Below are 17,848 nucleotides of genomic sequence, written 5' to 3' on the forward strand. Positions count from 1 at the left end.
GGGCTACTTCAACTCCATGAGCGTTGCGCCCTTGGCCGCTTGAGCGCCCTGCTCGGCGGCCAGGCCCGTCACGACGCCATCCTTGTGCGCCTTGACCGGGTTTTCCATCTTCATCGCCTCGAGCACGACGAGGACGTCGCCCTCAGCGACGGTGTCGCCCTCTGCCACGTTGACCTTGATTAAAGTTCCCTGCATCGGCGCCGTCACGGCGTCGCCGGATGCGGCGGTCTTCGCGGCCGATGCGCGGCGCTTCTTCGGCTTGCGAGCAGGGCCCGCACCGGGCACGAGTGCGGAAGGCAGGGCTACCTCGATGCGGCGGCCGTCAACCTCCACGGCAAACACCTGCTTATCGACGCCTGCTTCGCCCTCCACACCTTCACCATCAGCTGCGGTGACGGCTGGCATCTCGCCATCCCAGGTCTCTTCGATCCAGCGAGTGTAGACGTCGAACGAGGTGCCGTCGCCGATAAAGGCGTCGTGCTCGACCATTGCGCGGTGGAAGGGGATCACGGTCGGGATGCCCTCGACGACGTATTCCGCAAGCGCGCGGCGGGCACGATTCAGCGCTTCCTCGCGCGTTGCGCCGTACACGATCAGCTTGGCCAGCATCGAGTCAAACTGACCGTTAATCGCCGAACCTTCGCGCACGCCGGAGTCCACGCGCACGCCGGGCCCGGCTGGCTCGCGGTAGACGTTGATCGGGCCAGGAGAAGGCATGAAGTTGATAGTTGGGTCCTCGCCGTTGATGCGGAACTCAAATGCGTGCCCGCGCGGCGTTGGGGTCTCCGTGATGCTGAGCTGCTCGCCGCGGGCGATACGGAACTGCTCGCGTACCAAGTCCAGGTCGGTGGTCAGCTCAGTGACCGGGTGCTCTACCTGGAGGCGCGTGTTGACTTCCAAGAAAGACACCAGGCCGTCAGCGCCAACCAGGTACTCTACGGTGCCTGCGCCCGAGTAGCCGGCTTCCTTACAGATCGCCTCGGCGGAGCGCTCAATGCGCTCGCGCTGCTCATCGGTGAGGAACGGTGCAGGGGCTTCCTCGATGAGCTTCTGGAAGCGGCGCTGCAGCGAGCAGTCACGGGTACCCACGACCACGACATTGCCGTGCTGGTCCGCGAGCACCTGCGCCTCAACGTGGCGAGCCTTATCCAGGTAGCGCTCCACGAAGCACTCGCCGCGGCCGAAAGCGGCAACGGCCTCACGGGTCGCGGACTCGAACAGCTCCGGGATTTCTTCCCGCGTATGCGCGACCTTCATACCGCGTCCGCCGCCGCCGTAGGCGGCCTTAATCGCGATCGGGAGGCCGTGCTCATCTGCGAACGCAAGGACTTCCTGTTCGTCTGCGACCGGATGTTTCGTGCCGGGGGCCATCGGGGCGTCGACAGCTTCGGCGATCGCACGGGCCGCCACCTTGTCACCCAGCGTGGCGATAGCCTCGGGGGAGGGGCCGATCCAGGTCAAACCGGCGTCGATAACTTTCTGTGCGAATTCAGCGTTTTCGGCGAGGAAACCGTAGCCGGGGTGAACGGCGTCCGCACCCGAATCCGCCGCCACTTTGAGCAGCTTCGCCATGTCCAGATAGGTCTCTGCGGCGGTTTCCCCGCCGAGGGCGAACGCTTCATCGGCAAGGGAAACATATGGTGCGGCCGCGTCGCTGTCTGCGTACACCGCAACGGACGCGATGCCTTCATCCTGGGCAGCACGAATGATGCGCACCGCGATCTCGCCGCGGTTTGCAACCAACACCTTGGTCACTTGCTGATTGTGAATAGGCACAAAAAATCCCGTCTTTCTCAAAGAGTCTGAGCTTTGCCGAAATATATCGGATTTTGCCACCCTATGTTACAACTTGCCGGTAGGTCCCAGCGATTCTCATAGCGAGGAGTGCATGAAACGCGTCGCGGGGGCGCGCTTAATCATACGTGCCCAGCAGGTAGCTGACGGGGTAGTCCCAGTGTTCGTGAAACTTCTCTGTGTCTCCCGAGACCGCTGTGACCTCTCCGCCGGTGACGCGGAGTTCTGCAGAGTAGTGGTTGACGAAGCCTTCTGCGGTAGACCTGCCGCGCTCCGACCACTCGAAGACAGCAGCGCCATCCCCGAGCGGCTCGATGTTGTCGATGCGACCGAAAGCCTTCATCTCTTTGATCGGTTTGCCGTCGACGTAGAACGCTACTCCGTCGGTAATGGAGGCGCCGGTGCCAGCTGGGCGGTCCTTGTCCCCGAGTGAGCCGCGGAAGATGATCCAGCTCAGACGCTGACACGGGTCGTAGCGATTGTCGATGTCCTCGATCCAGTAGTTGAAGTCGCTGCCATCATCAGCGGGCATGCGCCCGGGCGTCGAGTTGGAGGGGTATGCCTCGCGTGGATCATTGGGTAGCTGGACACACGCATCCGCATTATTCTGCTGCGCTGGCTGCTTGGCAGGCGATGAGGCGGTGTCAGGGGTGTCTGAGGACGAGGGCTCTTCCACCACGGTGGTCTGTGTAATGGTGATGACGGGTGGTGTGTCTGTTTCGGAGCTGCACGCGGTGAAGGTCAGTGGTGCCAATACCGCGAGAGTGGCAGCTGATGCGCGGTTGAAAAGCATGCGTGTCATGGTTTCGTCCTGGGGTTAGATGAGAGGGGTGTGGTGACGCTGCCTGGGTCGGCGTCGGAAAGCATTTGGCGACAGACTATCAGTTTGTGCTTGTCGACGAGCCAGCGCTTACTGCGTGCCAGGGGGTTCGTGCTTGGCGCCGGAACACACAGGACACTCGTCCAAGTGCCTGCTTGCCGACGCCACGTGGCACCCCAGCGTTACACTACGAGGCATGCTACGGATGGACGACTTTGCCTCAGTGATCTATTCGGCGGGCAAGGTTTTCGACAACCTCCGTACCAGACGGCTTGCGACTGAGGAGTTCTTGGCAAATGGCAGCACTGCCGGAATCGCCTCGCGGGCTGACTTGCAGCTGCTCCAAGACCTGCAGGACGCTGCACGAATTGCGCTGCGTGCGAAACACGACCGGCAGCCGGTGACCGCCGAGCTTGTGTGCGCACTCAACGCCGCGATCCTATGCGTAGCCGCGGGGTGCAGACACGGGGAAAGTGATTCCTGGCAGCCAACCTGGCAATGGGTTGGAGAGCAGGAGAGACTCAGAATTAGTCTCTGTAGTTCGCGAGGTAACGGATCTTCGGTGTGATCTCCACACGGCCTTTGCCCTCGCGGTGGCGCTTCATGATGAGCTTGGCCGCGGCGATCTGGCCCGCGTTCGGAGGAACGTTGGTCTTTGGGACGTAAAACTCTTGATTAGGGGTACGGCGCTTTTCCATTTATGTCACCTGCTCTCGGAGTCCCAACTCCTGGTTATTTGCTTGATTAATGAATCGACGAGGTCATTCTCATTATTTCCTAGGAAGGGCGCGTCATCAAGCGCATCGATGGCAGCGACACCGATGGCGACGACTTCTGGCTCTTTTGATACGCAAAGGTCCGTCGCCCAACGCAAATTTGAGTGCCATTCTTTAAGTAAATCTTGCTTTCGTGTGTTCTCAAGAGTTTTCAGGACTCCGTAAAAAGCCACTGCGGCGGGAATTGAGGGTCCCAGCACCTTAGCGCCTAGATCGAGGGCAGCTTCTCGTGTTACTGGGTCCTTGAAGATTAACGCTAAGTAAAACAACCCGGCGAACAAGAACAAGATAATGATCAGAAAATCTTTGACCCAAGTTAAGCCTTGGTCTGTAGTACCCCCACCACGTTTCATGCTCATAAACCATAGCAGACAGCCATGGGCTGAGAGCAGACCTGTGAAGGAGGCTCTTGAGCCCCACAAACACAAACGGGATGGGCTGGGAAGTGGTCCGCCCTGTCCTCGCAAAGCTTGACGTGACCGGTCGTATCACTCTCGCTCAGCCACGACGGCGACTACGCCACCGCCACCTGCCTGATAACCAATATGGCTTAGCGTTCGCCGCGCTCCACTGGCACACGCACCATGTTTCCCCACTCCGCCCACGAGCCGTCGTAGAGCGAAACCTGCTCGAAGCCGAGCACGTGCTTCAGCACGAACCAGGTATGGGCCGCGCTTTCGCCGAGCTGGCAGTAGACCGCAGTCGGTGCAGCTGGGTCGAAGTCTTTATAGACGTGCGCAATGTCATCCCTGCCCTTGAGGCGCGCGTTCGGGAACACGGAGTTGCCCCACGGCACGTTCACTGCGCCGGGGATGTGCCCGTGGCGCAGAGTATCGACGCCACCATCCTGTGCGGCCGCCTCTGTTCCTGCGTAATGCTCGGGCGAGCGGGCGTCGATAAGCTGGGCGGGTGTTTCCTGCAGCAGCTCGGATGCGAAGGCGCGAAGCGGTGCGTCCTGGCGCTCGACTACCGGGTACTCAGTGCGTGGATACTCCGGCACCGCGAAGGAGGTATCGCGCTCTTCGCCCATCCAGGCGTCGCGGCCGCCGTCGAGGATGCGCACATCCGGGTGACCGAACAGCTCAAAGACCCACGCCGTGTAGGCGGCCCACCAGTTGGAGCGGTCGCCGTAGATCACCACGGTATCGTCGCGGGAGATGCCGCGCGCGCTCATGAGTTCTGCGAAGGCCTCGCCGTCGATAAAGTCGCGCTGCACAGGATCATTGAGGTCGTTGTGCCAATCGATCCGGACGGCGCCTGGGATGTGCCCAATGTCGTAGAGGAAGGCGTCCTCGTCGCTTTCGACCACCCGCAGACCCGGCATGCCCAAGCGTGCAGAAAGCCACGCGGCTGACACGAATCGTTCCGGATGTGCGTAGTTCGCAAACTGCGAGTGATCGTCGAGTTCGATGCCCACGGTGGGTTAACCTCCAATAGCAATGGCCAATAACACAGAGCGAAGTTACTTACTGCCCCTCACCCTACATGTCAAGGAAAATAGGTGACGCAAAATTCCGCAAAAACGGGTCCAGTGTGCGCGGTGTCACTCGCGTGCGCAGGGTGTATTCACGGGGGTTATACGCGGTGTGAACTTGGGCACGTTTTCCCAGGCGAGTGCGGAAAAATTCATCCTGCCAAATAAAGTTACTAATTGGAACATACAGACACCCGTTTCCACCCACAAGGTGGGACAATGACTAGAAAGGTGCCCCATGCATAAAGCTATCGTCGTATTCGAGGTCGAGGGCGGCTCGGATAAGTATTTCGACGGACACCGGAAAGACACCATGCCGATCGTCAACGCGATCAAGGCCATGGGATGGCACGCCGAAGTTGTCTTCTACCGCCCCGAGTGGAAAGACGCGATCTACACCTACGTCTCCGAGAACTTTGACGGCTACATCTCCCGCGTAAACCCAGGCAACATCCCTGGCGGCGAGAAGGGCTACTTCGACCTGCTCACCAGCCTTTCCGTTGCGGGCCTGGTCGGTATGTCCACGCCGGGCGAGATGATGGCCTACGGTGCAAAGGACGCCCTGGTGAAGCTGAAGGACACCGACCTCGTCCCGTCCGACACCGCCGCGTACTACGACGTCGAGACCTTCCACGAGACCTTCCCGACGTCCCTGTCCTACGGCGAGCGCGTACTGAAGCAGAACCGTGGCTCGACCGGCGAGGGCATCTGGCGCGTCCGCATCGCTGACGAGGACCTCGCGGCCTCCGTCGAGCCAGGCACCGCGCTGCCGCTGGACACCAAGATCCGCTGCACCGAGGCCGTCGACAACCACACCGAGACGCGTGAGCTCGGCGAGTTCATGACCTTCTGCAACCAGTACATCGTTGGAGACAACGGCATGCTGGTGGACATGCGCTTCATGCCACGCATCGTCGAGGGCGAGATCCGCATTCTGCTCGTCGGCCCGCACCCGGTGTTCGTTGTGCACAAGAAGCCGGCAGAGGGCGGCGATAACTTCTCCGCGACCCTGTTCTCCGGCGCGACGTACACCTACGACAAGCCAGAGGCATGGCAAGAACTCATTGACATGTTCGCTGAGGCCCGCCCGGTCATCGCCGAGAACCTCGGCGGCGACAACATCCCGCTCGTCTGGACCGCGGACTTCATGCTGGCCGACGGCGAGAACGGCGAGGACACCTACGTGCTCGGCGAGATCAACTGCTCCTGCGTCGGCTTCACTTCCGAGCTCGACATGGGTATTCAGGAGCTCGTTGCGCAGGAGGCAATCAAGCGCGTCGAGGCGAAGTTCGCCTAGTCGCGTTTAGCCATAGGCGCCATGGCGCCGACCGGGGTTTAGAGGAGCGTAGCGACGCTGTCCGGGTCGGCGTCGGAAAGCATTTGGCGGCAGCGGTCGTACTCGGCGTCGTCGCCAATGGCCTTGGAGGCCAGGGCGAGCATCGCGATAGCCTTGAGCACCGGCACGTTCGCCTCGTGTGAGGCCGGAACCGGGCCCCAGCCCTTCCAGCCGTTGGCGCGCAACCGGTCGAGTGAGCGGTGGTATCCGGTGCGGGCGTACGCGTAGGCGACGATCGTGTCGCCGTCTGCCAGCTCGCGCTCGGCGCGGGCGGCCCACACGGCGGGGGAATCGGGGTGCGCGACGGCGGGCCGGGGTAAGCGGGCGGCCCACACGGCGGGGGAATCGGGGTGCGCGACGGCGGTGGCGTCGGCAAGCAGGTCGCAGCCGGTGGCTGGGTCTTCTGGGAGGTGGATCGGATCAGGGGCAAGCATGTCGTTGAACTTCATGCCGACTAGGATACCCAGAACTCCGACGCGTCCAGTCCGAAGTGATAGAGGCAGCGCCGCAGCAGCGGCATGGACAGGCCGATGACGCTGGTCGGGTCGCCGTCAATGGAGTCAATAAACCAGGAGCCGAGTGCCTCTAGCGTGAACGCGCCCGCGCACTGCAAAGGCTGACCGGAGCTGGCGTAGGCCACGATGTCGGCGTCGCTCGCCTCGCCGAAGCGGATGGTGGTGCGCACGGTGTCCGTGACCCACTCGCCGTTGTAGGCGACGGCGTGGCCGGTGAGCAGCTCTGCGGCCTTGCCGCGTTGCGCACGCCAGCGCTCGATCGTGGCCTCAACGGTGTGCGGCTTGCCCAGCAGCTGGCCGTCCAGAAGCAGCATGGAATCGCAGCCGACCACGACGTCGTTAGGGAACTCGCCGGCGACGGTCTCAGCCTTAGCGCGGGCGAGGGCGGCGACGGTGTGCGCTGGTGGGGCGTCGACAAGCGAGGCGATCACCGCATCCTCGTCGATGTTGGCGGGCCGAAGCACCGGCTTGATGCCGCCCTGCTCGAGCAACATTCGGCGCGACGGCGACTGTGAGGCGAGAACAATCCGCATGGCTTAGGAGTACGTCGAAGGGGAGAACGCGAGCGGGTTAAACAGAGTCGGCGCATGCACCGGCGATGGCGCTACGCCCCACAGGTTGCGCTGCCCGCGCTTCGCGGCCTGGGCCTGCTGCTGCAGTTGCTCCAGCACGAGGCGTAGCGCCTCGACCTCCTCGGGGGAGGGGTTGCCTTTCACAACGTCGAAGGGGAGGGAAGACATACATTCCTTTCGTGGTTACAGCGGCAGGTTGCCGTGCTTCTTCTGCGGCGGGTACACAACCTTGCGCTCCAGCAGGCGCAGGCCCTCCACGAGTTGGGCGCGGGTGTCGCTTGGTGCGATGACGGCGTCGACAAGGCCGCGCTCGGTAGCGACGTAGGGGTTGAGGTTTTCTTCCTCGTACGCCTGCGTATCGACGCCCAACGCCTCGGCGGCCGTCGGTGCGTCAGCCAGCGCGATCTGCGCGGTCGGCCACGCGAAGACAAGGTCAGCGCCCAGGCCCTTCGAGCCGAGCACCGAGTAGGCGGTGCCGAGCGCCTTGCGTGTGATCACCGTGATGGTGCCGACCTGGGCCTCAGCGAAGGCGTACGCCAGCGTGGACGCAGCGGACAGGGCGCCCGCCTGCTCCTCTTCGACGGTCGGGACGAAGCCTGGGCAGTCCACGATGTGCAGCAGTGGCAGGTTGAAGGCGTCGCAGGTGCGGATGAAGCGCGCGGCCTTTCGGGCTGCGTCGGCGCTCAGGCAGCCGGCGAGCACGCTTGGCTGCGTGGCCACGATGCCGAGCGCCCGACCGTCAATATGTGCGAAGCCGGTGACGACGTTGCCGGCGTGGGCGCCGCCGAGCTCGTAGAAGTCGCCGTCGGTGATCGTCTCGATGACGGTGGTGATGTCGTATGGCTGGGCGTCCTCGTCGGGAACCAGGGAATCAAGCACGCTGGCGTCAGCGCCCTCTGCGGCGTCAGCCACGGGAGCAGCCGCGCGGTTGTTCAGCGGCAGGTAGCTCACGAGCTTGCGCACCTCGTCGACAGCCTGCTCATCGGTGCTGACGCGGATGTTGGCCACACCAGTGGTCGCGGCGTGGACGTCGGCGCCGCCGAGCTGCTCCGCGGTCACCTCGCTGCCAGCGACCTTGGAAGCCACATCGGTCGCAGCTAGGTGCAGGCTCGCGCCGTCGACCATGATGCGCATATCGGCCAGTGGGACGGTGGTGGCAGCAAGCGTGGCCACCTCACCGGCAACCACGGCGATCTGCGGCACCAGGCCAGAAGCCTGCGTCGCGGCACGCAGGATCTTCGCCTGCATATGCGCCGTGACGACGCCCTCCTGCCAGCGCGGGCCGAGCGAGTCGTAGAACCCGATCACCGGCACGCCAGTCTTTGCGGCCAGCTCGTAGACTTTGAGGATCTTCTCGGCGTACACCTCGCCGATACCGCCGTCGAAAATGGTGGCATCCTGGGAGAACACGCAGACGCGGCGGCCGTCGATGAGGCCATAGCCGGCCACGACACCATCCGTCGACGGCTTGGTGCGGTCCATCTTGTACGCCTCGACGCGGTGGCGTGCCAGCGCGTCGACCTCCACGAAGGAGCCCGCGTCCAGCAAACGCTCGACACGCTCACGCGCAGTCAGGTCCCCGGCCTCGTGGACCGCGTCGATCGCGTCCTGGCCAAGCGGCGCCTGGGCCTCGTCAAGCCGGTTGCGCAGATCTTGGATACGGCCTGCAGTCGTCGACATGTCAGGTTTGGAAGAAGATTTATCGCCCATATCGCCTCAGTCTAACTAGCACGGAAAGAAAACCACATTATAAATCGCGCGGCGGGGCCCTTATGTTTCAGGTGCCAGGACGCCAACACGGCACGGGCAACGCGCTTAGCGCATGCTCGGGTCCTTGAAAATGCTCCACGCAGCTGAGATCAGCGGCAGCTGCAGCGGAAGTCGACCGATGCTGATCACCTGCTTTTGCCACGGCTTGTTGCGCCACTGGCGGGCCATCTCGAAGTTCGCAGGCCACACGGCCAGCAAGAGCGCTGCTGCGAAGCCACCACCGAGTTTGCGCAGCTTCGGCGCACGTTTCTGGTGTCCCGCATGTGACGCCGGGCCAAGCTTGGGCGCGGCCAGCAGCACAGCAGCTGCCAACTCCGCGGCGCCGGACGCGTAGGTATACGTCCGGGCCTCACCTGGGAGGGACTCGGGAACGATCGAATCGAAAGGTTCTGGTTTGATGAAGTGCAGGATGCCGGCCACCCCGAACGTCGGGATGAGTGCCTTGCGGAGGAAACGTTGAATCGTCATGTGTCTAACAGTAGCGCTAGATTAGGTCAACATGAATGCTGAAGAACTGAGCAGGCTCCAGCGGGGCGTCGAAAAGTATTGGCCGGTGGTGCGCTGGGTGGAAACCACCGGGTCGACGAACGACGATCTCCTCAACAAAGGCGAACCCGGCACCGTGCTCATCGCGGGGGAGCAGACGGCGTCGCGCGGGCGACTTGGCCGCAAGTGGGTCAGCCCGAAGGATGCGCAGCTGGCGATGAGCATGGTGCTGCCCATCGACGACAACCCGCCACCGTTCGGGCTGCTGTCGATCGCGCCCGGTGTCGCGGTGACCGACGTCGTGCCGCAGGCCCAGCTCAAATGGCCGAACGACGTGCAGATCGGCGGGAAGAAGCTCGCCGGGATTCTCTCCGGGCTCGCGGACGGGCGCGTAGTGGTCGGCATCGGCATTAACGTCAACTTCGAGCGCGAGCAGCTGCCCATCCCCACCGCAACGGCGCTGAACCTTGAGGGGATCGACGTCGACTTCGTGGACTTCACCACGCAGGTACTGTGCGCGATGGGTGAGCGTTTCTCGCAGTGGCGGCAGCGCGACCCGCAGCTGCTGGCCGACTACCGCAAAGTGTGCAGCACGATCGGGCAGCACGTGCGCATTGAGCTGCATGATGGTGAAGCGATCGGCACTGTCGACGGGGTCAACGATGAGGGCGAAGTGATCATCGACGGCACGGCGTACAGCGTCGGAGATGTGCACCACCTCCGGCCGAAACAGTAGGATCTGTGCCGTGCAACAGTCGCGGGTGAAGTTTCAGCTGGCAGAGGGCGAGGCCGTCCTCGCCGACACGAACCCGCCGTTAACGAGCCTTATTTTCCCGTTGCTCGAGCTCATCGTGATCACCGGGATCGCCTGGATTGCCATCGGTTGGATGGACGTCACCCCGTTTGTGAACCCCCAGGCGCACAACATCGTGGTTGCGGTGTGGGCGCTGCTGTCAGTGTGGCGCTTTGTGTTGCCGGTGGTTCGCCACCGCCGCCAGCGCTTCCTGCTCACCGACCGCCGCATCCTCGCCCGCTCGGCGCGCGGTGCGGTCGACTCCATCCCGCTGCGCCAGATTCATTCTTTTCGACGCCAGCGCGGCGGGCTGTCCATCGCCCTGTGGGGGTTCGACCAGCCGGTGTTCTTCCCGCAGGTGGGGAAGGCGCGTGCGGTGGAGCGTGCGCTGGACGAGAGCCTGCGCCGCCGCTAACTACTCCTTAATTTCCGTTGTGTGCAGCTGGCTGTCCAGGTCGCTCGGGCTGAGGCTGCCTGCCTGGAAGTCTGCCGTGATCGGCAGGTGCAGATCCATGTCGGTGGCGGGGCACAGCTCGATGACGGCGTCGTTGATGGTGTAGTCGAGCACGTGGCCGCCGGCGGTGCGGGCGTCGTCAATGAAGTGGACGTGGCAGCCGGGCACCCCGATGCCTTTGGCGTAGGCGGGCGTGCGGAAGCCGCCGATGATGCCGTGTACGTCGGTGAAGTGGTGCTCGGCGTCATCGCCGATGGCCTCCGTCATGGGGCGGTACGGTTTCTCCTGCTTGGTCACGGTGCGGGTGACCACCTCGTCGAAGGTGCCGGTGATTCTGACGGCGTAGAAGAAGTTGTGGCTCGGCTCGAGCGCGTCGATGAACTCGGCCAGTTCCGCGCGCCGCATCCCTTTCGGCGCGTCGACGCGGATGCGCGGCACAAAGTTGGTGACCACGGTAAACGGTGTGCGCTGGTCAAGGCTTGCGACGCGCGCCTTGCCGTCGCTGGTGAGCTGGTAGCACACGCCGTCGAGAATGATCATCTCTCCGTCGAGCCCGTCGAAGGTGCCAAGGCCGAAGTTTCCCTTGCCGAGGATGTCTCCGATGGTCAGTTCGCCTTCGTAGATGCCGTCGAGAAGCGCGGTCATCAACGAGTTTTGGAAGATGGTATGGCGAACAATCGCGGGATTCGTTTCAGTCATGCCCACATCGTAGCGCCCATAAGGCTAAGGTAGTTCGTTGTGAGAGACGCTCAAGGAATGCCCAGAGTTGCCGTTATCGGTGACGGTCAGCTTGCCAGAATGATGCACACGGAAGCCATCGAACTTGGAATGCAGCCCAGGGTGCTCGCAGGCGCCCCGGACGCCTCGGCCGCCCAGGTGTTTGGTGACGTCCAGCTTGGTGACTACACCAACTTCGACGACCTGCACGCAACCATCCAGGGTGCCTCGGCGATCACGTTCGACCACGAACACGTCCCAAACGAGTTCCTGCAGCGCCTGCTGGACGAAGGTTACAACGTGGAGCCGCGCCCCCAGGCGCTGATTTACGCCCAGGACAAGCTTGAGCAGCGCACCAAGCTCAAGGAGCTGGGGGCACCGGTGCCGCCGTTTGCGAAGTTTGACTCCGTGGAGGACGCCCGCGAGTTCTGGAAGCTTGTCGACGGCCGCGTGTGCGTCAAGGCGACGCGCGGAGGCTACGACGGGCATGGCGTCTGGTTCCCAGAGACCCTGCAAGAGTGCGAGCAGCTGGTCACCGATCTGCTTGAGAAGGGCGTTGTGCTCTACGCGGAAGAAAAGGTGAACTTCGCCCGCGAACTTTCCGCGATGGTGGCGCGCAACCGGGACGGCGAGGTCAAGGCGTGGCCCGTCGTCGAGTCACGGCAGGCGGACGGCGTCTGCCATATCGCGATTGCTCCAGCGCCAGAACTGCCGGCTGATGTGGCGAAACAGTGCCGTGATCTTGCCACCAATATTGCGACCAAGCTTGACGTTACGGGCGTGCTCGCCGTTGAGCTCTTCGAGTGCATCGGGGAGGACGGGGCGTCGAAAATTCTGGTCAACGAGCTTGCGATGCGCCCGCACAACACGGGACACTGGACGCAGGACGGCTGCGTGACCTCCCAGTTTGAGCAGCACCTGCGCGCGGTCCTGAACTGGCCGCTCGGGTCCGTGGATACGCTCGAGCCGGTCACGGTGATGGTGAACACTCTCGGTGCGGAGGAGGATCCGCAGATGCCGATGGAGCAGCGCGTCATCGAGGTGATGCGCCGCTACCCGGAGGCCAAGGTGCACCTGTACGGCAAGAGCTGGCGCCCTGGGCGCAAGATGGGACACGTCAACGTCACCGGCTACGACGCCACGTCCACCTTGGCAATTGCGCAGCACGCCGCGCACTTTATTGTTCACGCGAACTGGTACTAACAGGAGGAGAGTTTCTTCATGAACGCACGCGTTGGCCTCATCATGGGCTCGGATTCGGACTGGGACACGGTTGCGCCTGCCGCAGAGGTACTTGCGGAGTTCGGGGTGCCGTTTGAGGTCGGGGTGGTCTCCGCGCACCGCACCCCTGAGAAGATGCTTGCCTATGCGAAGCAAGCACATGAACGTGGCATCCAGGTCATCATTGCGTGCGCCGGTGGGGCAGCCCACCTGCCGGGGATGGTTGCCGCGGCAACGCCACTGCCAGTCATCGGTATCCCTCGCGCATTGAAGGACCTTGACGGGCTGGATTCTCTGCTTTCCATCGTGCAGATGCCAGGGGGTGTTCCAGTCGCGACGGTGTCTATCGGCGGCGCGAAGAACGCGGGCCTGCTTGCTGTTCGGATGCTCGGTGCCGGGGATCCGGAACTAGTGGACAAGATGGCGAAGTACCAGGCCGACATGGCGGCCGAAGTTGAGCGTAAGGATGCCGCGCTGCGCAGCCGGTTGCTGGGTGAGTAGCAGCCCCATCGTGGTGCTGGGCGCGCGAATTGTCGACGGCCACCCGTCGCGCATGCTGCACGCCCGGCTCTGCAGCGCACCTGTCTCTTATCCACCTCTAGATGGGTATAAGCGACAGGGCAGATCGGCAGAGCGTCGTGTAGGGGGNTGACGACAACGGCTCCGACAAGACCACAGTCGACGAGTCTGGTAAGAAGCCGGTTGATCCGACTGATGAGAAGCAGGGCACTGGCGTCATCGTCAACAACCCGGATGAGGACACCAAGGTTTCGGCTAAGGATGAGGACGGTAAGGATGTTCCTGCCGTGATCAATCCGGAGACCGGTGAAATTGAGGTCACCCCGGGTAAGGACGTCGATGGTCCGATCAACGTGACTGTTGAGGATCCGGATCTTGATGGTGGCAAGCAGGATGTTGAGGTTGAGGTCAACGGCCACAAGAAGGGTGTTGACGACAACGGCTCCGACAAGACGCCACAGACGCGCCCCAGACCGACAAGGACGGTGCCGCAGTGACTGCCGGGGCCAACCAACCCGCAGAAGTCAATGGGGTCGATTTGCATTTTCTCGCGATGATGACACCGCATCACCAGCAAGCCGTGGACATGAGCGAGATCATCCTGGCCGCCGATGGCATCAGCGAAGCCACCGCGGACTTGGCCGAACGGATTAAAATCGGGCAACAAGAAGAAATCGACACCATGGTCGACTGGGCTGAACAATGGGACCAGGGTGACTTGATGGCACATCACGCCCCACACATTGCCAATGGCATGATCACTCCAGAACAGATGGACCAGCTGAAATCACTTTCGGGCGAGGAAGCAGACACCCGGTTCCTCCAGCTCATGCATTTCCATCACGCGGGTGCCGTTGCCATGACCCAAGACCAAATCGACAACGGCGGCTACCAGCCTCTCGTGGAACTGGCTCAACAAATGGTCGACGTGCAAACCGCTGAGATGCACGAGATGGAACAACTCCTGGAAGCCAGAGGCGAAAGCCTGCTGACTGAGTAACCAACCTGGATAAACGAAGCGGGAGCGCGTTAACCCGGGTATAAGTTCGTAGTGCACCTGTAATACGAACACCCATGATCGCCAACTTCAACGCCGCGCAAAGCAAGCAGACCGCCGACGGCTTCTTCTCCGCGCTTTTCGACTTCTCCTTCTCCCAGTACATCACCCTGAAGTTCGCCCGCGTGATCTACCTGATCTCCGCCGTCCTCATCGGCCTGTGCTGGGTCTTCGGCCTTTTGGTGTCGCTGGCTACGTTCAGTGTTGGTTTTGGCACCGGCCTGCTCATGCTGATCGGCTTCCTTCTCTTCGGTACGCTTTTCGCGCTGTTCTCATTGATCAGCGCGCGCGTCACCCTCGAATTCATGGTCTCGGCGATCAAGACGGCGCAGAACACTTCCGAGATCGCAGCGGCGCAGCGTCGTTAGGGGTCGCTAGACCCCGCCCGGCAAACTGTGCAGAGTGAGGCCGCGCGCGGCGGCAGCCTCGCCGAAGCGCGCAACGAAATCGGCCGAGCGCTTGCCGGAGGCGCAGTAGACCACGACCTCGCCCGCGCCACGCAGCTCGTCGAGGAGCGTAAGCGCGGCGTCCGGGTCTTCGCGCCACACCGAGGCCGGCAGGTGGAAGGACGCGTGCGGCAGGTCCTTGATCGCTTTTTCACCGAGTTCGCGCACGTCCAGCGCTGTGGCGTGACCATCCGCGACCTGCGCGAGTAGGCGCGTTTTCTCGCCGTCTGGCGGCAGCATACACGGGGCAGCTTCGGCGACGAGTTCGGTGACCAGCTCGCGCTGCGGGTCGGCAGCGACCTCGAAGCGCCGGAGCGTCCCGGCGAGCGCCTCGTAGACATGGAGCACACCGACCTCGGCGTCCATGCCCGCGAGGTATTTCACGGCCTCCGTGGCCATCAGCCCGCCGACGACCGAGGTCGTCACCCCGAGCACGCCGGCGGTGGCGCAGTCCGGAGCGTCCTCGGGTGCCGGGTGGGTGGGGTAGAGGTCGCGTAGCCCGACCCCGCGTGCATCCGGTCCGGAGTACCACAGCGCGAGCTCGCCGTGGAAGCGCAGCACCGAGCCCCACACCAGGGGCGTGCCGGTGAGTTCTGCGGCGTCGCCGGCGAGGAATTTCGTGGTGAAGGTATCGGAGCCGTCGATGACCAGGTCGTGCTCGCGGAACAGCCCAGGTGCGTTGGAGGTGTCGAGGCGCTTGCGCAGCGGCACGATCGTGGCGTCTGCGCGGTGTCGGCGCAGCTGCTCGGCTGCCACCTCCACCTTGGGCCGGCCCACGTCGGAGGCGCTAAACAGAATCTGGCGGTGGATGTTGGTGTCATCCACCACGTCATCATCAATCACCGTGATCGTGCCGACACCTGTGGCCGCCAGCGCCTGCATCACCGGGCAGCCGAGCCCGCCCGCGCCGATGACAAGCACCCGCGCGCGGTTCAGCGCCTCTTGGCCCGCTAGCCCGAAGCCGGGCAGCAGCGTTTGGCGCGCGGTGCGCCGCAGCTCAGCGTGAGGCAGGCTCATAGGACTTCATCCGCCCAGCTCGCTAGGCCATCAAAGCTTGACGACGCCAACGCCCCTTCCGCATGCGTCCGCCGCGGAATCCGACCCGCATCCCGCGCGAGCCGGCCAGCCTCGACCGCGTGTCGCATCGCACGCGCCATCGCGACCGGGTCCTGGCAACGGTTGACCGCGCTGGCGAGCAGCACGCCGTCGCAGCCGAGTTCCATGGCCAAGGTGGCGTCGGAAGCGGTGCCGACGCCGGCGTCGAGAAGCACGGGCACCTGCGCACGCGCGCAGATCAGCTCGATGTTGTGCGGGTTCAAAATGCCAAGGCCGGTGCCGATCGGAGAGCCGAGCGGCATCACCGCATGCACCCCAACCTGCTCCAGGCGGGCGGCGACGACCGGGTCGTCGGAGGTGTAGGCAAGCACGACGAAGCCTTCGGCGACGAGGAGCTCGCAGGCGTCGACAAGCTCGACGACGTCCGGCAGCAGCGTGTGCTCGTCCGCGATGACCTCCACCTTGACCCAGTTCGTGCCGAGCGCCTCGCGCGCCAGTTGCGCGGTGAGCACCGCGTCGCGGGCGGTGCGGCAGCCCGCAGTATTCGGCAGGGGATCGATGCCGAGCCGGGTGAGCATCTCGAAGACGCTCTCGCCGCCATTGGTGCGGGCGGCATGCCGACGCATCGCCACGGTGGTCAGCTGCGTGCCGCTGGCCACCAGCGCGTCCTCGAGCAACTGCTGGCTGGTCGCCCCGCCGGTGCCCATGATCAGGTGGGAGTCGAATTTCTTGTCGGCGATGTTCAGCACGTCTAGCCTCCTTGGACGGCGGTGAGGATGTCGACGGTGTCGGCGTCGGCAAGCGAGCTGTCCCAGCGACTTGCGGGCACAACCTTGCCATTGACAGCGACGGCGACGCCTTCTGCGTGGCCGACGACCTCCTCGACCAGCGACCGCACAGTCGGCGCGGTGTCGAAGGTATGGGGCTTCTCGTTGATGATGATGCGCATGATGCTCCTTTACAGTTCGTGGCGGCCGGGGTCGCAGTCGGAAATATCGACGGTGGTTTCGCGGTCCAGCCCGAGGTCGGCGCCGACGCGCGCGCCGAGCGCTGCCAGCAGGATGCCGTGGCGGAAATAACCGGTGGAGACCACCAGGTTCTCGCCGCGCAGCCCCAGGTAGGGCAGGTCGTCGGGCGTGCCTGGGCGATTGCCGACGAGCGCCTCAACCAGCTCGCAGTCCTCGATGGCGGGGACGACGCGGATGGCGTCGCGAAGCAGCGTATACACGCCATCGACGGCGGGCCGCACGCGCGCGTCTTCGCGGCTGGTTGCGCCCACGGCGATGGTGCCGTCGGTGCGCGGGATGATGTAGACGGGGCGGTCCTCGACGAAGGCGCGCACGACCCGGCCGACCGGCATGCGGCCGGTAAGACGCAGCATGTCGCCGCGCACCGGTCGCAGGTTCAGCGGCAGACCGAGCGCGCTGGCACCGAGACCGTTGCACGCGTAGATGGTGTCGCCGCGCAGGCTGTCGGTGCTGGTTTCGACGCCCACGCAGGTTTCGCCCTCCCAGCGCAGTGCTGTGGCCTGCTCGCGAACCAGCGTCACGCCGCGCGATGCAAGCTCGCGCAGCAGAGCGGCGGCGAACATGCGCGGGTTGACCTGGTGGTCGCCGGGGATCTCCACCACGCTGGCCAGCTGGGGGCTTAGGCCCGGCTCCTGCGCCCGCGCCTGGCGCAGCGTGAGGCGGTCGACGTCCATGCCGTGGGCGTGCTGGTGCTCGGTGAGCTCGCGCAGGTGGGTAGCGTCGGCGCGGTCGGCGGCGACCACGAAGGTCGACTCGGTGCGGTACCCAACCTCGATGCCCGGCAGGTCTGCGATCAGCGAAGGATAGAGCGCCGCCGACTCCAACATCAGCGGATAGAGCGGCTCCTGGCGGTACTGCACTTCCGCGGCCGGGGCGAGCATGCCGCCGGCCACGTTGGTCGCGCCGCTTGCCGGGGCCGGGTCCGTTGTGATAAAGAGACAGCACTTTCATCGACGCATAACCGGCTTGATTAACGTTGCAGTAACGGGGGACCACGGGGGTTCACGCGCCGGC

23 protein-coding genes are annotated in these 17,848 nt (G+C 63.8%); 8 read left to right on the forward strand and 15 right to left on the reverse strand.

The genetic code is table 11. From position 1 onward, the window contains the following. Window positions 1-3 precede the first annotated feature (3 nt). The 5 genes from BQ4436_RS06070 to BQ4436_RS06085 all read right to left on the reverse strand — a co-directional run bounded on the left by BQ4436_RS06070 (window position 4) and on the right by BQ4436_RS06085 (window position 4,807). Window positions 4-1,776 carry an acetyl/propionyl/methylcrotonyl-CoA carboxylase subunit alpha gene (locus BQ4436_RS06070; protein WP_070975884.1) on the reverse strand — a complete coding sequence of 591 codons (1,773 nt, stop codon included), beginning with the start codon at window positions 1,774-1,776 and terminating at the stop codon, window positions 4-6. 136 nt (window positions 1,777-1,912) lie between these two features. Then, entirely contained in the window at window positions 1,913-2,596 is a 684-nt protein-coding gene (locus tag BQ4436_RS06075) for a hypothetical protein (RefSeq protein ID WP_070975886.1), read from the reverse strand. 545 nt (window positions 2,597-3,141) lie between these two features. Then, on the reverse strand, window positions 3,142-3,312 hold the full coding sequence (locus BQ4436_RS12235; protein WP_176754819.1) for a hypothetical protein: 171 nt from the start codon (window positions 3,310-3,312) through the stop codon (window positions 3,142-3,144). 5 nt (window positions 3,313-3,317) lie between these two features. Further along, the gene (locus tag BQ4436_RS06080; protein WP_070975887.1) at window positions 3,318-3,749 is read right to left on the reverse strand and encodes a hypothetical protein; all 432 of its coding nucleotides are present in this window, start codon (window positions 3,747-3,749) and stop codon (window positions 3,318-3,320) included. Between the two features lie 191 nt (window positions 3,750-3,940). After that, complete coding sequence (locus tag BQ4436_RS06085; protein ID WP_070975889.1) at window positions 3,941-4,807, reverse strand: sulfurtransferase; 867 nt, start codon at window positions 4,805-4,807, stop codon at window positions 3,941-3,943. Between the two features lie 295 nt (window positions 4,808-5,102). Here BQ4436_RS06085 and BQ4436_RS06090 point away from each other — a divergent pair, with 295 nt between their 5' ends. Beyond that, complete coding sequence (locus BQ4436_RS06090; RefSeq protein ID WP_070975890.1) at window positions 5,103-6,161, forward strand: Cj0069 family protein; 1,059 nt, start codon at window positions 5,103-5,105, stop codon at window positions 6,159-6,161. Window positions 6,162-6,199: 38 nt separating this feature from the next. Here the strand turns inward: BQ4436_RS06090 and BQ4436_RS06095 are convergent, their stop codons facing one another. From BQ4436_RS06095 to BQ4436_RS06115, 5 genes are all read right to left on the reverse strand, one after another. Beyond that, window positions 6,200-6,649, reverse strand: coding sequence for a DUF3151 domain-containing protein (locus BQ4436_RS06095; protein ID WP_070975892.1), 450 nt, complete (start codon window positions 6,647-6,649; stop codon window positions 6,200-6,202). 5 nt (window positions 6,650-6,654) lie between these two features. Next, window positions 6,655-7,248: a Maf family protein gene (locus tag BQ4436_RS06100; protein WP_070975894.1), complete on the reverse strand. Its 594-nt coding sequence runs from the start codon at window positions 7,246-7,248 to the stop codon at window positions 6,655-6,657. Window positions 7,249-7,251: 3 nt separating this feature from the next. Continuing rightward, a complete protein-coding gene (locus BQ4436_RS06105; protein WP_070362979.1) occupies window positions 7,252-7,455 on the reverse strand; it encodes an acyl-CoA carboxylase subunit epsilon in 204 nt (67 codons plus the stop codon). A gap of 15 nt (window positions 7,456-7,470) precedes the next feature. Beyond that, on the reverse strand, window positions 7,471-8,997 hold the full coding sequence (locus tag BQ4436_RS06110; protein ID WP_070975896.1) for an acyl-CoA carboxylase subunit beta: 1,527 nt from the start codon (window positions 8,995-8,997) through the stop codon (window positions 7,471-7,473). Between the two features lie 105 nt (window positions 8,998-9,102). Beyond that, window positions 9,103-9,525 (reverse strand): DoxX family protein, encoded by a 423-nt coding sequence (locus BQ4436_RS06115; RefSeq protein ID WP_070362977.1) that lies wholly within the window; start codon window positions 9,523-9,525, stop codon window positions 9,103-9,105. 31 nt (window positions 9,526-9,556) lie between these two features. Between BQ4436_RS06115 and BQ4436_RS06120 the strand changes: the two genes are divergently transcribed. Both BQ4436_RS06120 and BQ4436_RS06125 read left to right on the forward strand, forming a co-directional pair. After that, on the forward strand, window positions 9,557-10,279 hold the full coding sequence (locus BQ4436_RS06120; RefSeq protein ID WP_070975898.1) for a biotin--[acetyl-CoA-carboxylase] ligase: 723 nt from the start codon (window positions 9,557-9,559) through the stop codon (window positions 10,277-10,279). A gap of 10 nt (window positions 10,280-10,289) precedes the next feature. Then, a complete protein-coding gene (locus tag BQ4436_RS06125) occupies window positions 10,290-10,751 on the forward strand; it encodes a hypothetical protein (RefSeq protein ID WP_240492739.1) in 462 nt (153 codons plus the stop codon). Here the strand turns inward: BQ4436_RS06125 and budA are convergent, their stop codons facing one another. Beyond that, window positions 10,752-11,489, reverse strand: a complete 738-nt coding sequence (gene budA, locus BQ4436_RS06130; protein WP_070362974.1) for an acetolactate decarboxylase — start codon at window positions 11,487-11,489, stop codon at window positions 10,752-10,754. 57 nt (window positions 11,490-11,546) lie between these two features. Here budA and BQ4436_RS06135 point away from each other — a divergent pair, with 57 nt between their 5' ends. From BQ4436_RS06135 to BQ4436_RS06155, 5 genes are all read left to right on the forward strand, one after another. Then, window positions 11,547-12,710 carry a 5-(carboxyamino)imidazole ribonucleotide synthase gene (locus BQ4436_RS06135; protein ID WP_070362973.1) on the forward strand — a complete coding sequence of 388 codons (1,164 nt, stop codon included), beginning with the start codon at window positions 11,547-11,549 and terminating at the stop codon, window positions 12,708-12,710. Window positions 12,711-12,728: 18 nt separating this feature from the next. Further along, window positions 12,729-13,229: a 5-(carboxyamino)imidazole ribonucleotide mutase gene (gene purE, locus BQ4436_RS06140; RefSeq protein ID WP_070362972.1), complete on the forward strand. Its 501-nt coding sequence runs from the start codon at window positions 12,729-12,731 to the stop codon at window positions 13,227-13,229. Window positions 13,230-13,534: 305 nt separating this feature from the next. Continuing rightward, window positions 13,535-13,744, forward strand: coding sequence for a hypothetical protein (locus BQ4436_RS06145; RefSeq protein ID WP_070975900.1), 210 nt, complete (start codon window positions 13,535-13,537; stop codon window positions 13,742-13,744). Further along, window positions 13,741-14,247, forward strand: a complete 507-nt coding sequence (locus BQ4436_RS06150) for a DUF305 domain-containing protein (RefSeq protein ID WP_070975902.1) — start codon at window positions 13,741-13,743, stop codon at window positions 14,245-14,247. Before BQ4436_RS06145 ends, BQ4436_RS06150 begins: the two co-directional genes overlap by 4 nt. A gap of 74 nt (window positions 14,248-14,321) precedes the next feature. Continuing rightward, window positions 14,322-14,672: a DUF4282 domain-containing protein gene (locus tag BQ4436_RS06155; protein WP_070975904.1), complete on the forward strand. Its 351-nt coding sequence runs from the start codon at window positions 14,322-14,324 to the stop codon at window positions 14,670-14,672. Between the two features lie 6 nt (window positions 14,673-14,678). On the opposite strand, the gene BQ4436_RS06160 is transcribed toward BQ4436_RS06155, so the two are convergent. The 4 genes from BQ4436_RS06160 to thiO are packed head-to-tail and all read right to left on the reverse strand — an operon-like array spanning window position 14,679 to window position 17,727. Beyond that, the gene (locus tag BQ4436_RS06160; protein WP_070975905.1) at window positions 14,679-15,767 is read right to left on the reverse strand and encodes a ThiF family adenylyltransferase; all 1,089 of its coding nucleotides are present in this window, start codon (window positions 15,765-15,767) and stop codon (window positions 14,679-14,681) included. Next, on the reverse strand, window positions 15,764-16,555 hold the full coding sequence (locus tag BQ4436_RS06165) for a thiazole synthase (protein ID WP_070362967.1): 792 nt from the start codon (window positions 16,553-16,555) through the stop codon (window positions 15,764-15,766). The genes BQ4436_RS06160 and BQ4436_RS06165 overlap by 4 nt, the downstream gene beginning before the upstream one ends. A 2-nt stretch (window positions 16,556-16,557) precedes the next feature. Continuing rightward, a complete protein-coding gene (gene thiS / locus BQ4436_RS06170; protein ID WP_070362966.1) occupies window positions 16,558-16,755 on the reverse strand; it encodes a sulfur carrier protein ThiS in 198 nt (65 codons plus the stop codon). Between the two features lie 9 nt (window positions 16,756-16,764). Continuing rightward, complete coding sequence (thiO, locus tag BQ4436_RS06175) at window positions 16,765-17,727, reverse strand: glycine oxidase ThiO (RefSeq protein WP_369822033.1); 963 nt, start codon at window positions 17,725-17,727, stop codon at window positions 16,765-16,767. Window positions 17,728-17,848 lie beyond the last annotated feature (121 nt).

The sequence above is a fragment of the Corynebacterium sp. MC3 genome (genome assembly GCF_900099485.1).
Taxonomy (GTDB): domain Bacteria; phylum Actinomycetota; class Actinomycetes; order Mycobacteriales; family Mycobacteriaceae; genus Corynebacterium; species Corynebacterium pseudogenitalium.